Genomic DNA, 16,305 nt, shown 5'->3' with positions numbered 1-16,305 from the left:
TTATTTTATTCTCCTTTTTGAAGTAAATCTCACTTACTAAATTTTGACAAAATCTATTCTTCCATTTCTAAAATTTTTAAATTTTCAACATTATTATTAACTACTTTTTCTTCAAATTTTGCATTCGAAATTTCTGTAAATCTTTTGCTTATTTTGTTTGAAGTTGTATTGATTTCTTTTACATCTTTAGAAACTTTTTCGATATCTTTTTGCAAATTATCCCAACGAGTACGGTATCTCGTAAACTCAACATTCAATTTTTCGAGTTCCTGCTGAATTATATTTGCATATTTATCACGTTCTAAGTTTGTCATCATAACCTGAATTACTGTCAATACTGAAATTAAAGTTGTTGGGGAGGCTATCCGTACGTTTTTTTTGTAGGCATATTCTATTATATCTGTATGATAAGCGTTTATTTCAGCAAAAATTGCTTCAGCTGGAAGAAACAATATTGCCTGTTCACTCGTTTCATTTTTTATTATATATTTGGAAGAAATTGCATCTATATGTTTTTTCAAATCACTAACAAAATCTTTCCGAGCATTTTCTCTTTCAATTTGCGATAATTCGTTGTTATACATTTTTCTATAATTTTCTAATGGAAATTTTGAGTCAACTGCGATATTTCCAAGTGGTTCTGGCGTGAAAATAATTGAATCGACGATTGTCCCATTTGAAAGTTTATATTGTTTTTGATAAAGTTTATCGTTTTTTTCTCCAAAAACGGAGGATAATATTTGGTAAAGCTGAATTTCACCAAAAATTCCACGACTTTTTTTATCAGTAAGAATGTCTTGAAGTGAAACGACATTACTTGACAGAGCTTCAATTTTTTTCTGTGCTTCATCAATTTTACTCAGACGTTCCAATACGTTTCCAAAAGTTTTTGTTGTTTCTTCAAACCCTTTTGATAAGCGTTCTTCTACTTTCATATTCATTACATCAAGTCTATTTTCAATTTTTTGACTTAATTTTTCAAAATTTTCATTTATATTTTTTGTAAGTCCATCTTTAAATTCGTTTATATTTTTTGTCAAATTCTGATTATTTTCAGTCATTACACCTGTCAACGCTGTATTATTTTCATTTAAGCGAACTGACAGCTTTTGAATGTTATTATTCATGCTGGAAGTTAAAAGTTGGCTGTTTTCAGTATGATTTTTAGATAACAACTGATTATTATCGTTCATTGTACCACTTAAATTTTGTCCCAGCTGATTAAATCTTAAAAGTAATTTTTCATTATTTTCAGATAATTTATTCTGTAAGTTATTTATGCCTTCAAGTAAGTTATTTTTTGCATTTAGGCTTATTGTTTTTTCAATTTCATCAAATTTTTTCTTATTTTCCTCAAAATTTTGCTGATTATTTTCGTTAATCTGATTTAACAGCATTTTTTCTTCATTTTCAATGTTTTTTTTATTAAGAAAAATAATTGTTCCAACAACTGTAACAATGTTTATTATCACGATAATTATTACTACTGTTATCATTTCTATTCCTCATTTCTAATTAAAAGAATTTCCAAGTTCCATCTTCGTATCTGACTCTTTTTTGAGTATCTTGAGAATTATTATCTTCTGATTGAGAATCTTGAACTTCTGATTCACGGTTAATTTTTTCTTTTCTTATTATTTTTGGAGAATCTTTTGTTTGTAAATTTTCATTTTTTTGTCTTGACTGTTTTGAAATCTGGAAGTCTATTGTTAATTCTTGTGATTTTCTTGGATTTACTGGGGGTTTTGCTTCTTTAAAATATTCTTTTTCTGAAAATTCTGTTTCCTGTTTTGAAATTTCATTTTCATTCTCGGAACTTTCAATTTTTTTCATTGCCAGCTTTTCCCTTATCTTTTCAAGAAGCTTTTGATCGTCTTCATTTAAATTATCAAAAATATTTTCATAATGTTCAATATTCTTTGTATCAAATTTTTTCATAAATTCTCTGATTGTTATAGATTCTGGACTATATGCAACTTGGTATTGACTGTCTGAATTTTTATCATAAAAAACTTCATTAATAAATCCCATTTTTTCCAAATCAGACAAAATTTCTTTCACAAAAAATACTTCCATACCTAGTCTATCAGTTAATTTCTGATACGTAAAGGACTCTTTTTTTTCAACAAAATTTTTGATAATTAAGGATAAAATTAAAATTCCAGCTTCCCTTTTTACTTTAATTGGCATTTCAATTTTTTCACTGTATAAAAATTCATCAGATGTTTGAATTGAAAAAGCTATTTGCGCTCCTAGCAAAATTGTTACCCAAACATATTGTACCCATATTAGGAAAATAGGAATTAAAGCCAAACTTCCGTAAATTATATTGTATCTTGTAATTGACGACTGTAATAATAAGAACAGCAATTTCCAACCAAAAGTAAGTAATGTCGTTACAATTCCTGCATAAACTGCTGGTTTTATTTTTACGTTTGTATTTGGAATAATATAAAATAGATAGCTAAATAAAATAATATATGTTGCAGGCCCGAATAATCCAATAAATAAGTTCATAATTACTGCGTTTTCCGAAAAATGTTTTGCTATTTCCTCAACTGCAACCGAATTTAAGGCTGACAGCAATACAAAAAATATTGGTCCTAAAAATATAATTGCGATATAGTCAACAACTCTTCTCGTAATTGATCTTTTCTTATTAATTTTCCATATTTTATTAAATGAATTTTCTAGCGTTATTAGAACTTTTACTGCTGAATAAATCAGAATGACAATCCCAACTCCAGTTAATATACTACTTTCTGTAGACAGAAGAAGCCTTTGAGCAACATCCACAATTACCCTTAAAAAACTGTTATTTCCCGGCCATAATTCAAAAAACTTCTGTATGAATATTTTATCCAGCCCAAATCCCTTTGTGATTCCTAACACAAGAGCAACTACTGGAAAAATGGCAAGAAGTGAATAGTAAGTTAAAGAAATCGCAAGTATTTGCGTTTCACCATCACGATAATTTCGATAAATCAAGTAAATCATTCTTTTTATTTCGGACATTTTTTTCTTAAATCTGTTTTCTTTTGCTTCTTTTTTTTGTTTTTGAAAATTTTTCTTTTCTTTCATAAACTTTCTCCATTTTCTTTTTTATTTTTTATTAAATGTATCTGAATACTACAAACATCATATTTATGCCTATTCTTTTTATAAAATAAATTTATCCAAAATTAAAATATTCACGTTCATCAAAAATTTCATTCATAATTTCATCATAGTTTTCAATTTTTGTCTCTTCTGCCAGAACATCTTCCAGCTTAGGATTTGTAACAGGATGTTTTGGAGCAAAAATCACGCATGAATCCTCGTATGGCTCAATGGATTTTTCATAAGTTTCTATTTCCTTTGCAATTTCAATTATTTCTGTCTTATCCATTCCAATAAGAGGTCTAAATACTGGCAATTTTTCTACAGAAGCATTTGTACAAGTAAGTCCTCCTATTGTCTGTGATGCCACCTGCCCAAGACTTTCCCCCGTAATTAATGCCTGATACTGCATCATATTTGACAATCTTTCAGCTAGACGCATCATAGCACGTCTTGTCAAAATTGTAGCCAAATCTTTTTTTGTCTGCGTGTTTATTGCTTCCTGTATTTTTAATATATTTAAGGAATAAAGTCTTGTTTTACCAACATAAAGCGATAAAATATCAGTTAGTTCCTTTACTTTTTCAAGAGCCTGCTGGCTTGTAAATGGGAAACTGTGGAATGTTATAAAATTTAAACGCATCCCTCTTTTTGCCATCATAAACGAAGCAACTGGGCTGTCTATTCCACCTGATAAAAGAACAAGTCCCTTTCCCGTTGAACCAAGCGGAAGTCCACCATAAGTTTTTATTCTATCCGTATAAATATAAGCATTTTTTCTAATGTCAACATTTATCATAACATCAGGATCTTTCATTTTAACTTTTTCAAAAGGACTGTTTACTAGCACATGCCCTCCCAGTTCACGTGCATAGTCCATAGATTTCTTCTCAAATCCTTTGTTACTACGATTAACTGTTATTTTAAAAGTTCTAGCTCCATTTTCATAAGCATAATTTGCAAATTCTAATACTTTTTCCTTTATAAATTCATCATTTCTTTCAACTTTTGCCGATTGATTAAGACTCACTATTCCAAAAACTTTTTTTAGCTTGTCTGTAACCTCATCCAAATTTTCAGGATTTATTAAAACATATAATTTTGATAAATCATCAAATAACTGATAATCAAATCCTTTTAACACCTTATTAATCTTATTTCGCAATTTCTTTTCAAATTGCCCCCTGTTTTTACCTTTTAGTGACAACTCTCCATAAGAAAGCCCTATTGCATTCAATAAATTTTTATCAGTATAATTGCTCATCTTTTTCCTTTCTGTTTTTTATTTAAAAAATATTATCTCATTTTCCTAATTCTTTCGACACTTTCCTTCAGTCGCTTCACAACTTCATCAATTTCCTTTTCTGTATTATCCTTTGAAAAACTGAACCTTATTGCTCCATCCAGTTCTGATTGAGTAAGCCCCATAACTTCAAGTATTCTGCTGTTCCCTTTTTTTGATGAACAGGCTGAGCCTGTCGAAACATAAATTTGATACATTCCTAGAAAATGTGTCAACACCTCACCTTTTGTGCCGTTAAACGATACATTCAATACTTTAGGACTTGATTTTTCAATGCTAAGCAAAGAATTAAATTTTATATTTGTAATTTCCTCAGAGATTTTATTTGCAAGCATTTCTTTTAACTTTTGTGAATGCTCCATTTCGTTTTTTTCCTCTTTTATCAAAATCTCTACAGCTTTTGCAAAAGCCAAAATTAATTCTGTCGGCATTGTTCTTTTTACAATTCCATTTTCAGCATTTGAACCATAAATTATATTTGCAATTTTGACACGTTTATTTATATAGATGGCTCCAATTCCCTTTGGTGCATGAATTTTATGTCCACTTATTGTTATTGCATCCACAGGAATTTTATCAAACTTTATATTCGTACATCCAAGTCCCTGTACAAAATCAGTATGAAAATATGTATCTCTGTTTTTCATTTTAATAATTTTTGAAATTTGCTCCAAATCTTGAATCGCCCCAGTTTCACTATTCACTGCTCCAACCGAAACTATTACTGTATCTTCCCTAATCGTATTTTCAAGTTCTTCAATATCTATAAAACCATCTTTATCCACATTCAGATAATCCACTTCAAAGCCCAAGTTTTCATAATGCTTAAACACTTCATAGACTGACGGATGTTCAATTTTTGTTGTAATTAGATGTTTTTTTATTCGTGAATTTGCATTGATAATTCCTTGCAATACAAGGTTATTTCCATCTCCGCCACCTGCTGTAAAGTAAATTCTGTCAGCTTCAACTTTTAAGTAATCAGATATTATCTTTTTAGCATTTTTTATTTTTAATAAAGTTTTATGAGAAAAATCATGAATTGCATCGGGATTTGCATAATTTTCTTCCATTGTTTGAACTAACACATTTATAACTTCTTTACGTGGCTTTGTACTGGCTGAATTATCCAAATAAATCATTTTTCCTCCTTGTTTAAAATTATATTATAACCTTTGAAATAGAAACTATAAAAAAATAATTTTACTATCTCTAATGAAAATTAAATTATTATAAACTCTTGTTTTTATTATACTATATTTTATAAAATTTATCAAAACTAAATAAGCAAAAACAAGGAAAAATTAAAAAATTTAGGATTTTAATATGATGATGGCAGAAAATCCAATTTATGTGATTACTGCGAAGAAATAATAAATAAAAATAATAATTTAAATTTGTGTAAAACTCTAAAATTTAGAGAATTACACAATTTTTTTTAACAGACAAAATATGTCCTTTATAAAAAGTATAATGTAAAAAATATTATAAGGAGATAATTATTATGAGTAATTTAAAATTAACTGAAAATGATGCTTTTTACAATATGAAATTTGATAATGATATTTTTTTGTATTGGATGTTAAAATGGTTAAAAGTCGATACTACAAATAATAGTAATAAAAAAGCTTTAAAAAATATGGCAAAAAAATTCGTTGAGGAAATTTTAGGACAGAAACTGAATACGAAAGATATTGAAATATGTTATTCTAATTTTTATATTGGGAAGGACTATGAGGATTTTATTAATAGAATTCTAAATGAATATACACTTTTATTTATTGTGAATAAAAAGAAAAAGAGCAATAGAAAATATATATTTTTCAAATGTTTTGACTATGACGAATTTTCACCATATTTTTTTGAATATAATCAAGAACTAGTTCAATTACTTAAAATATATGAAAATTTAGGAAATAATGAGACAGATAAAATAAAAATCGTATACATTACTCCTGATAAAATTTCTAGATATGAAAAAGAAGAAATAGGAGAAAAAATTATTATGTATGACGAAGAAAAACTTTTAGAATTTTTTAAAACTTTTAAAAAAGACATTGATGACAGTATTTTTGATAGTTATTATAACCAGCTCATGCGAGAAGTAAGTGAAGAGGATTATGACTCTTTTAATGTTTCAGCACTATACAGTATTTTGGAGTGGTATTTTGATAAAAAAAGAAAAAACTATGATGTATATAGAAATGATTACTATATAAAGTGGATAAAAGATGAATTTTTTGTAGAATGTGTATATAAAAAAAATAGAAATAGAGAATTTGATATACTGTTTGTGTTAAATTGGTTTCATCTTGATGAATTGCAAGAAGATATGTTTGAATCAATTCAATGTGAATTAAAAAATATATTTCCAGATTTTCAAAAAATTTATTTGGAAGAAGTTGACTTAAAAGAGAAAGAAGTTCCATTATTTTATTTAAAAGTAGATAAAGATGCTTCGGTGAGTAAAATAAAGGAAATATTGGATGAAATAACAGAAAAAATAGAAAAATTTAATGAAACGAGAGGTAGTTTAGATATAAAAGATGAATACGATAAATATATTAAAGATGAAAGGCGAAAAGGTGGTATTCGGTTTTGGTAAAAGATTAGAAAAGAAAATTTTAATTATTTGACAAAATACTAAATAAAGTTATAATTAAAGCATGGAGTAAAAAAAATGTACGAAAGGCTTGATTATGGCGGGAAAAAATCAAAATTCTGAAGAAAAATCAATTAGAATACTAAAAATAATAAAAAGGTTGTATCAGAAGGAAATGTTAAATGGAACTGATTTAGCTAATGAATTTAACGTTGATATAAAGACTATACAAAGAGATATAGAAACTTTGAGAGCCTATTTTTTGGAAGAAAATGGAGCAGAAATAAAGTATTCCAAATCTAAAAAAGGGTATTATCTTGAAGAAAATAGTCAAAATTCTTTTACTAATGAAGAGCTTTTAGCAATAAGTAAAATTATACTTGAAAGTAGGGCATTTAACAAAAATGAAACTCAAACATTAATAAATAAGTTAATTAATCACTCGTCAGGAAATGACAGAGAAACAATAAAAGGTCTTATCAATAGCGAAAAATCGAATTATATCCCTTTGCAGCACGGACAAAATCTGCTCACAGTTATCTGGAATTTAGCACAGCATATAAAAAAACAGGAATTAATACATATAAATTACACTACAAAAGATAAACAAGGTAAAAATTACAATATAAAGCCTTTGTCCGTAATGTTTTCTGAATACTACTTTTACTTAATCGCATACATCGAAAATAAAGAAGAATACCCTGCAATTTTAAGGATTGATAGAATTACTGAAATCGAAAATACTGGCAAGAAATTTAAGATTTTGAATTATTCTGAAAAATTTAAAGATGGTAAATTTAGAAAATATATACATTTTATGCACTCAGGGTCTCTTACAAGAATAGAATTTAAATATAGAGGCTATATCGAGTATGTGCTTGATAAATTTCCAACTGCAGAAATACTGGATAAAAAAATAGTTAAAGAAAATAATCGAGAAACTACAGTTTATACTGTAAAAATCGAAGTTTATGGAAGTTTTGGAGCGGAAATGTGGCTACGAAGTCAGGGAGATTATGTTATTGAATACAAAATTTTAAAATAAATTTCTATAAAAAGGAGAAAATCTATGGAAAAAATACCAAAAATAAAAATAATAAGTTTAGGGGAAACAGCATTAAATACTATCGAGAAAGAAATAATTACACATGAAAATATAAGCATTATTACAATTAAAAATGACTACAAAGATTTAAAAATAAATTTTCAAGATACAGATGTAATTTTGATAATTTTAAATACATATTTTGAAAATGATAAAAATTTTGCCTTAGAAATAATTAGAAACACTGAAAAAAACGATATTTTTACTGGAATTTACGATATTGGAAATGGCTATACCGACCTATTTGATTCAAAAATAAACTTTATCATAAAATGCAAATCTTCCGAAGATTTAAAAAATGGAATCAATGGAATAACAAAAACTTTAACAGCAAAAGGAATGGTTACTCTTGATTTAGCTGACTTAAAAACGGTATTTCAAAAAACCTCAAAATCTTTCGTAATTTTTGAAAAAGGAAATTTAGAAACTTTTGATGATTTCCTACAAAACCTAAAACTAAAGCTGGAAACTTTTGATAAAAATAAAACTTATAAAATATTTTTAAATATAACAGCAGGAAAAAATATCGAATTGACTCAGATAAAAGATATCGCTAAAATAATGACTAATATTCTTAATGAGCGGGCATTTCTTTGGGCACTGCAAATATATCCAGAAAATGAAAATTTCATAAATATCATTGCTTACATTGTGGAAGATTCAGTTAAATAAATTGATTAATATTATAGAAAGAAGGGATTTAGAATGGAAAAGACACAAGAAAGAGAAAAGAATTACTGGGGGTACAGAATTGATGTAAAAAATCAGGATTTCTTTTTTAAGGAATTAGAACAAGGACGTTTACGACAAGGTTGGGGATATGCTGAAAACCAAAAATTGCCTGATACAACGGATAATGGTGCTAGAAAAAATTTAAGTATGTATGATAATGTAAAAAAAGGAGATATTTTATTAATACCCAGATTACCAGATTGGGGTAGTGTTGCTATAGCTGAAGCAACTGAAGATTGGAATGTTAAAGATAAAGAAAAAGGATATAGATTTGAAATTGATGATGAAAAGAAGGATTTTGGACATATTTTTCCTGCAAAGTACAGAGGATGTTTTAATAGACACGGAAAAGATGTTTCTGGAAATATACAAAGTACGTTAAAAGCAAGAAATAGATTTTGGAATATTAGCCGTTTTTCAGAGGATATTGAAAAAATTATAAAAAATTTAGAAGGAAATAGGGAATCAATAAGTGTTATTGAAAATATAAAAAATATTGTATCAGAGCAAGTAAAATCTTATTTTAATTTAAAAGAATGTTGTGACAAAATTGTTGATGAATATAATCAAAAATTTGTAGCTTCTCAGTGGGAAGAGGTATTAAAAGATATTTTAGAAAAAATCTATCCTGGATATAAGATTAAAAAAACGGGTGGTAGTAAAGAAGAAGAACATGGAACGGATGTTTTGGTAAATGTACCTGGAATCTCAATTTCAGAAAGTTACAACATAGCTATACAAGTAAAAAATTACAAAGGTAAGATTTCTGATGAAAACATTAATACAATTATAGATCAAGTAAAAAAAGCCGAAAAATATGGACGGGAAGAGGAAGAGGGTAAACTAATTGATAAAATTTTGGTTATAACTCCAGCTAAAAAAGAGGAAAATCCAAAATTAATTGAAGAATGCAAAAAAGAAGATATAAAAGTCATTTTTTCAGAAGAACTAAAAAAATTAATTTTTAAATCAATTATTGAAAGCATTGACTTAAAAGAAATTTTTGAAGAAATGTTACAAGACTAATAAATTTAAAAACAAATAATTTCAATAGATTCAAAATACAAAAAAGAGAAAACTCCCTCTAATACAATTGACAAATCATACTATAGGATGGTTTCCTCTATAAAATAACGATATTATTTCAAAATTCCAGACAAATAAACAAGGAAAAATATTGTAAACCCTGCTAAATATATAATTCCTGCCACTGATAAGAACCACAGCCAAACAGGCAGCTTGTTATTGTCTTTAACAAGTGAAAAATTAAGATACGAATATACTGGAGCTGAAACAAATGAGAATATCATGGCAAAATTCATCATTGCGGCGACATTTCCAGCAAAAAAGAATACGATAACCATTGCCACAGCTACTGTTACTATCATCCATATATTAAAATGCGAGGTTTTAACTTCTTTCTGTTTCATAATTAATCTAAGACATTCAGCATTAGCACGTGAATAACCATCTACAACTGTAATTGTTGTACCAAAAATACACATAAATGCGATAAATGCAATAAGAAGTCCTGACCAGCTTCCGATAACGCTTGAATACATTTGAATAAACTGGGCGATATAAGCTGCACTTGCTCCTTTAATCGCTGTTCCCGTTCCATATTGAATCAATGCTCCAAGTGCCAAAAATACGAAGGCTAGAATTGTTGTAACCCAGTAACCTACATTAAAATCCAACATTGCAAGTTTGTGGGGAACTTTCATATTTTGCTGTTTTTCAACAGTCCACATCGAATTAATTGCGGAAATTTCAATTGGAGCAGGCATCCATCCCATTAATGATACAATAAATGGCAATGCTGTCAATTTCCAAGGCGATTGGATAACAAAATCAGGTGCCATCGGATGTTGCTTGAATAACGCAATAACAACTGCGATAATTGTTGCAACTGTCAATGAAATAACAATAAATTTTGAAGAACTGTCCAACAGTTTATAACCTCCAAATACCAGCATTGCAAGTGAACCTACAAGAACAATTGTAGTAAGCAGGTTAATCATTGAAGCCATCGCCGCAGGAGTAAGACTGCTTAAAAATGTCAATTTTAAAATATTTGCTAAAATTGCCGCTGTCAAAATACCAATTGCCGCCACGTTAATAACTGCAGAAAATATATTCATAATAAAGAATACCCAAAGATAAATTTTCCCCTTTTCTTCATATCCTTCTATTAACGAATGTTTACGTTCCAGCGTGTATTGTGTCCCAAAACGGAAAAATGGATATTTGAAAATATTGACTAAAATAACTATAATTGCCAGTTGCCATCCATATAATGCACCTGCCTGCGTAGATGCTACGATATGGGAACCTCCAATAGCTGCTGAAGCCATAAGGATACCAGGTCCAAAGGCTTTAAACTTGTGATACCAGCTTGAGTGAGTAGCTGTCATAAAAATACCTTCCTTTTCTCTTAGTCTTTCCAAAAATTATAACAAGTCATTTGATAGTCAAATTTTTGAAATTATAGGGATATTATAACATTTTGTACTGAATATTCAAAATTTTTTTAGTATTTTTATCAATATTTTTAATTTTTATTAGATTATTTTTAATATTTTTCTATCCTAATTTAAATACTTCCTCTTCAAAATACCTTATCATTTCTCCATCAAAAAATTTTGACATTTCTTTTTCCATCATATCCACAAACAAATATTCACTTTCAAAATGTCCTACATCTACGAGAATCTTTCCATCTTCCAGAGCATCCAAAGCTTCATGATATCTCAAATCTCCAGTCAAGAAAACATCAATTTTATCTGCAATATCATGTAAAAATGAGCTTCCACCACCTGTAACAAGTCCAATTTTACGTACATAAGCATTTTTATCTCCAACATATCTTACATAGCTTATTCCAAGCGAATCCTTTATTCTTTCAAGCAGATCTCCCAGTTTCATTGTTTTGTTCAATACTTTTATTCTGGCAAGCCCACCATGTACATGCTCCATTTTACGTTTTATTGGGTTATAATCATCAAATTTTTGCTCGTTATAAATTATTTTTTCTCCATCTAAATTTAATTTGTCCATTATAAAGTCATTCAAACCATTAATAGCAAAGTCGGCATTTGTATGAATTGAGTAAACTGCTATTCTATTTTCCATCAATTTTAAAAGTTTTCTTCCATGTGAAGTTTCATTTGTAATTCGTTTCAAGCCAGAAAAAATTACTGGATGATGTGAAATTATCAAATCTATATTTTTATCTATCGCCTTTTGTACAACTTTTTCAGTAACATCTAGACAAAACAATACTTTGTTTACTTCTCTTGTGTTATCTCCTATCAAAAGCCCCACATTGTCCCAGTCTTCTGCAATTCTTGGACTAAAAATTGTATGTAGTTCTCCCATTATTTCCCAAAGTTTCATAATTATTTTTCCCTTTCGTAATTTAATTAATTTATTGTATAATCCGTTGCTTCACTATTTTCCACAAAATCATTTCTCATTAAATCAATTGACAATTTATTAAGAGCCTTTTCCTTTAAAATCTTCACATTGTGACTTGCTATATTTAGTGATTTTGCAATTTCCTTTTCTGTATACACTTTATCATCTAGTCCATAAGTCATTACCAAAATCTGTTCATCTAGATAATTCAATTTTTTTGGAATATTTTCTAAGATATACATTTGTGTAATTTTATCGGCTTTCTCCAATATTTGTGTATTTCCGATTAACTCTTCAGGCTCTACTTCGTCAAACAATTTTTCAAGCTGTTCAATATATTCTGTTGAAACATTCATTTGCTTACTAATTTCATCCATTGAAAATCCCATACTTCTATCAACTTTTACTTTTAAATATAATATATACGATAATTCAGACGATTTAATATCCTTTAAAAGATTTTTCTGAAATTCTAAAATATACTTTACAGCAAAATTTTTTACAAAAAATTCAGGCTCTTTTGTAATTTCCATAATTTTATTATAATAATTCAAGCCTGACATAATCCCAAGTGTAGCTTCCTGAACTGTATCCAAAAATGAAAATCCATATTTTGAGTAAAGCAAGCTTTCTTTTACTGCAATTTTTAAATATTTATCAATTAATTCTTCCTTTTCTTCCCCAGTTTCACTTTTTTTCTCAAGATCTTCGTATTTTTCCTTTATGTTTTCCAAATACAATTTTATTGTATCTTTTTCTTCAATAAATATATTTTCATCTTCTAAAACAATAAAATCACTTCCATCAGTTGAAGTCCTAACTTCTGGAATGTTTTCCAAATGAATAAATTTTAAAAACTCAAAAAAATCATCATCGTTCATTGTATAATTTTCTATAATTTTTTCAAAGCTAAAACTTCCTTTTTTTCTAATATCTTCAAAAATATCTTTTAACATCCTTTTCTTTCTCCCGTTAGTCTTAATATCTAAAAAGAGCTAAATAATACCTTTAGCTCCTGTAATCTTCCAATTTTTTTCTTCTACTTGGGTGTCTTAATTTTCTTAATGCTTTTACCTCAATCTGTCTGATTCGCTCTCTTGTAACATTAAATATTTTTCCAACTTCCTCCAGTGTTTTTTGAGAACCGTCATCCAATCCATATCTATATCTGAGTACCATCTCTTCTCGCTCATTTAATGTTTTTAAAACTTCGTCAAGCTGTTCTTTTAACAGAACTCTTGTTGTTGCATCATAAGGATTTGCAAATTTATCATCTTCTACAAAATCTCCAAGTTCGCTGTCTTCTTCACTTCCAACTGGTGTTTCAAGTGAAATTGGATCCTGATTCATTTCCAAAATACTTTTTACCTTTTCTACTGGTAATTCCAGCTTTTCCGCTAATTCCTCAGCTGTTGGCTCTTTTCCAGTTTCCTGTAAAATAATACGGCTTTCCTTTTTGATTTTGTTAATTGTTTCAATCATATGAACAGGTATTCTTATTGTTCTTCCTTGATCTGCAATTGCACGTGTTATAGCCTGTCTAATCCACCAAGTTGCATAAGTTGAAAATTTGAATCCTTTTTCATATTCAAATTTTTCTACGGCTTTCATAAGACCCATATTTCCCTCTTGAATTAAATCCAGCATTTTTAAACCACGATTTGTATGCTTTTTAGCAATACTTACAACAAGTCTTAAATTTGATTCAATTAATTTTTGTTTTGCTTCCTCTTCTCCATTTAAAACTCTTTGAGCGTAGTCAATTTCCTCTTCATAGCTAAGTAATGGAATTTGTCCGATTTCACGCAAGTACATTTTAATCGGCTCATCCACATCCATACTTTCTGCCATTTTCAATAGATCTGTCTGTAATAATTTATCCACTTCCGAATCGTCGATTTCACTCTCTACAAATTCATCATGCGAATCTTCAAAATCTGATATTTCCATTTTTTCGATAGCTTCTATAGAATCAGGGACTTTCAGCAAATCCTCCTTTTCCCTTGCAGTATCTACGATTTGAACACCGTCATCAGTCAATTTTTTTATTAACTGATCAATTTTTTCAGTTGAAAATCCGATAGATAAAACAGAATTTATTTCTTCGTAACTTACAACTTTTTGCTCTCGTGCCTGTTTTATAAAATTTGCGAGACTATTTTTTAAATTTTGTTTTTTATCAGACATAATTCGGTCTCCTTATCAATATAAATTCGTTATATAATTTTTCTATTTCACTAATTTTATTAATATTTTTTAACTTTGATAATAATTTTTTTAATTCAATTTTCTTGATTCTATCGTTTTCCTCTTCAGTTTTTTGTCTTTCCTCGTCTATTTCACGCTCAAACCATCCAGAATAAATTTCCCTAAAATAAATTTTCTTGTCTTTGATATCATTATCTGCCCGTAATTTCAGCTTTGTAATGATTTCTCTGTTTTCTTCACTAATATCAATTTTTTCAAGCTGCATTATATCAAACTCTACAGCCTTTAACTTTTCTATCAGTTCATTAAAGAGCGGATGGCTAAATCCTTTGCTCAGCAGTTCCATGCACTTTTCCTTTTCAGATCTGTAAAATTCCAGGATGTACATGAGTGTCTGTTCTTCCAGCTCAATATACAAGTCTTTTTTTAATTTTTTATATTGAACTTTCTGATTTTCATAGATTTTTCTCTTTTTCCCTTCGGAAGTTTTCTTCGATAAATTTTTCAGTTCCTCTGCTAAAATAAATTCATCAATTTCAAAATTAGCTGATAATCTCTGTAAATACAGATTTTTATTCAGATTGCTCGTAACATTTGAAAAAAATGGCTTTAATCTTTCAATGAACTTTCTTTTACCGCTTATATCATTCAAATCCAAATCTTTTGAAGCTTCCTTTGTCAAAAAATCAAAAATTTCTTCCGATTTCTTTACAACTTCTATAAACGCCTTCTTTCCATTTTTTCTTAGAAACTCGTCGGGATCCTTTTCATTTCCATCCATAACTAGACATTTTACATCAAAATCATATTTCTTTAAAATATATCCTGCTTTTATTATGGCATTTTTTCCAGCTTCATCATTGTCATACGAAATCAGTATTTTATCCGTATATTTTTTTAAAAGCTGCGCCTGTTCCTCAGTAAATGCTGTTCCAAGGCTTGCAACTGCACTTTCAAAACCATTTTTCTGGGCTGTCAATACGTCAAGATAGCCTTCCATCAGCATTGCAAACCCTTTTTTCCTAATATTTTCTCCCTGATGCTTTATTCCAAAAAGCTCATTTCCTTTTTTAAAAATAGGAGAATCTGGAGAATTTAAATATTTAGGCAAATTGGTATTTTTTTCAATTATACGCCCTCCAAATCCTACAATCTGAGCATTTACATTATAAATTGGAAAAATTATCCTGTTTCTGAAACTATCATAAATCTCGCCAGTTTCATTTCTTTTGGCAAGTCCTAACGACATTATCTTCTCTTCTGGAAATTCCTTTTTTACTAAATGCTGAAATAAGTTATCACGGAAACTAGGGGCAAAACCAATTCCAAATCTTCTTATTTCCTCAAGGGAAAAATCACGTTCCTTCATATATTCCAATGCTTCGGAATATTTTTCAATATTTTCCCTGAAAAATATCTGGGCTTCATTCATTATTTCATAATATTCCCTGTTTACAGCTTTTTTTCTCTCAATTTCCTGATCAATTGTCCTGTATTCCCTGCTTTTTTTGAGTGGAATATTATATTTTCGCGACAATTCTTCTACAGCTTGAAGAAAACCGATGTCATTGATTTTCATATAAAAAGAAATTACGTTTCCGCCAATTTGTGTACTAAAGTCTTTAAAAATATTTTTCACTGGGCTGACTGTAAAGGAAGGAGTTTTTTCATCTTTAAAAGGAGAAAGCCCTTTATAATCTGAACCTGCCTTTTTTAAATTTACATATTCTCCGATTACTTGAACAATATCCAGATTGTCAATCAGTTTCTGTATTTCTTTTTCACTATAAATCATTATTTTTTATTCCTCCAAAAAACAGTCAATAAAAAATATTTACA

13 protein-coding genes are annotated in these 16,305 nt (G+C 28.6%); 4 read left to right on the top strand and 9 right to left on the bottom strand.

The window, feature by feature from the left end; genetic code table 11:
* Positions 1–53: 53 nt before the first annotated feature.
* The 4 genes from FVE77_RS02420 to FVE77_RS02405 form a co-directional block, all read right to left on the bottom strand.
* Positions 54–1,496 carry a DNA recombination protein RmuC gene (locus FVE77_RS02420; protein WP_036087432.1) on the bottom strand — a complete coding sequence of 481 codons (1,443 nt, stop codon included), beginning with the start codon at positions 1,494–1,496 and terminating at the stop codon, positions 54–56.
* Between the two features lie 19 nt (positions 1,497–1,515).
* Entirely contained in the window at positions 1,516–3,081 is a 1,566-nt protein-coding gene (locus FVE77_RS02415) for a YihY/virulence factor BrkB family protein (RefSeq protein ID WP_026745379.1), read from the bottom strand.
* Positions 3,082–3,172: 91 nt separating this feature from the next.
* Positions 3,173–4,363: a tRNA uracil 4-sulfurtransferase ThiI gene (gene thiI / locus FVE77_RS02410; RefSeq protein ID WP_026745378.1), complete on the bottom strand. Its 1,191-nt coding sequence runs from the start codon at positions 4,361–4,363 to the stop codon at positions 3,173–3,175.
* A 32-nt stretch (positions 4,364–4,395) separates the two neighbouring features.
* A complete protein-coding gene (locus FVE77_RS02405) occupies positions 4,396–5,544 on the bottom strand; it encodes a cysteine desulfurase family protein (RefSeq protein ID WP_026745377.1) in 1,149 nt (382 codons plus the stop codon).
* A 362-nt stretch (positions 5,545–5,906) separates the two neighbouring features.
* Between FVE77_RS02405 and FVE77_RS02395 the strand changes: the two genes are divergently transcribed.
* From FVE77_RS02395 to FVE77_RS02380, 4 genes are all read left to right on the top strand, one after another.
* Positions 5,907–7,007 (top strand): hypothetical protein, encoded by a 1,101-nt coding sequence (locus tag FVE77_RS02395; RefSeq protein WP_026745376.1) that lies wholly within the window; start codon positions 5,907–5,909, stop codon positions 7,005–7,007.
* 94 nt (positions 7,008–7,101) lie between these two features.
* The gene (locus FVE77_RS02390) at positions 7,102–8,049 is read left to right on the top strand and encodes a helix-turn-helix transcriptional regulator (protein ID WP_026745375.1); all 948 of its coding nucleotides are present in this window, start codon (positions 7,102–7,104) and stop codon (positions 8,047–8,049) included.
* 24 nt (positions 8,050–8,073) lie between these two features.
* Positions 8,074–8,781: an FtsZ/tubulin family protein gene (locus tag FVE77_RS02385; protein ID WP_026745374.1), complete on the top strand. Its 708-nt coding sequence runs from the start codon at positions 8,074–8,076 to the stop codon at positions 8,779–8,781.
* 33 nt (positions 8,782–8,814) lie between these two features.
* Positions 8,815–9,867, top strand: a complete 1,053-nt coding sequence (locus FVE77_RS02380) for a PDDEXK family nuclease (protein ID WP_026745373.1) — start codon at positions 8,815–8,817, stop codon at positions 9,865–9,867.
* A gap of 113 nt (positions 9,868–9,980) precedes the next feature.
* Here the strand turns inward: FVE77_RS02380 and FVE77_RS02375 are convergent, their stop codons facing one another.
* The 5 genes from FVE77_RS02375 to dnaG all read right to left on the bottom strand — a co-directional run bounded on the left by FVE77_RS02375 (position 9,981) and on the right by dnaG (position 16,261).
* A complete protein-coding gene (locus FVE77_RS02375; RefSeq protein WP_026745372.1) occupies positions 9,981–11,255 on the bottom strand; it encodes an NRAMP family divalent metal transporter in 1,275 nt (424 codons plus the stop codon).
* A gap of 169 nt (positions 11,256–11,424) precedes the next feature.
* The gene (locus FVE77_RS02370; protein ID WP_026745371.1) at positions 11,425–12,237 is read right to left on the bottom strand and encodes a Nif3-like dinuclear metal center hexameric protein; all 813 of its coding nucleotides are present in this window, start codon (positions 12,235–12,237) and stop codon (positions 11,425–11,427) included.
* Positions 12,238–12,263: 26 nt separating this feature from the next.
* The gene (locus FVE77_RS02365) at positions 12,264–13,214 is read right to left on the bottom strand and encodes an RNA polymerase subunit sigma (RefSeq protein WP_026745370.1); all 951 of its coding nucleotides are present in this window, start codon (positions 13,212–13,214) and stop codon (positions 12,264–12,266) included.
* A 52-nt stretch (positions 13,215–13,266) separates the two neighbouring features.
* Positions 13,267–14,445 (bottom strand): RNA polymerase sigma factor RpoD, encoded by a 1,179-nt coding sequence (rpoD, locus tag FVE77_RS02360; RefSeq protein WP_006805117.1) that lies wholly within the window; start codon positions 14,443–14,445, stop codon positions 13,267–13,269.
* Positions 14,438–16,261 (bottom strand): DNA primase, encoded by a 1,824-nt coding sequence (dnaG, locus tag FVE77_RS02355; RefSeq protein ID WP_026745369.1) that lies wholly within the window; start codon positions 16,259–16,261, stop codon positions 14,438–14,440. The genes rpoD and dnaG overlap by 8 nt, the downstream gene beginning before the upstream one ends.
* Positions 16,262–16,305: the final 44 nt, after the last annotated feature.

Origin of the sequence: Leptotrichia hofstadii (assembly GCF_007990525.1) — a bacterium.
Taxonomy (GTDB): Bacteria; Fusobacteriota; Fusobacteriia; order Fusobacteriales; family Leptotrichiaceae; genus Leptotrichia; species Leptotrichia hofstadii.
The sequence above is the reverse complement of the archived record's forward strand: the minus strand, read 5'-3'. Positions and strand labels throughout refer to the sequence as shown.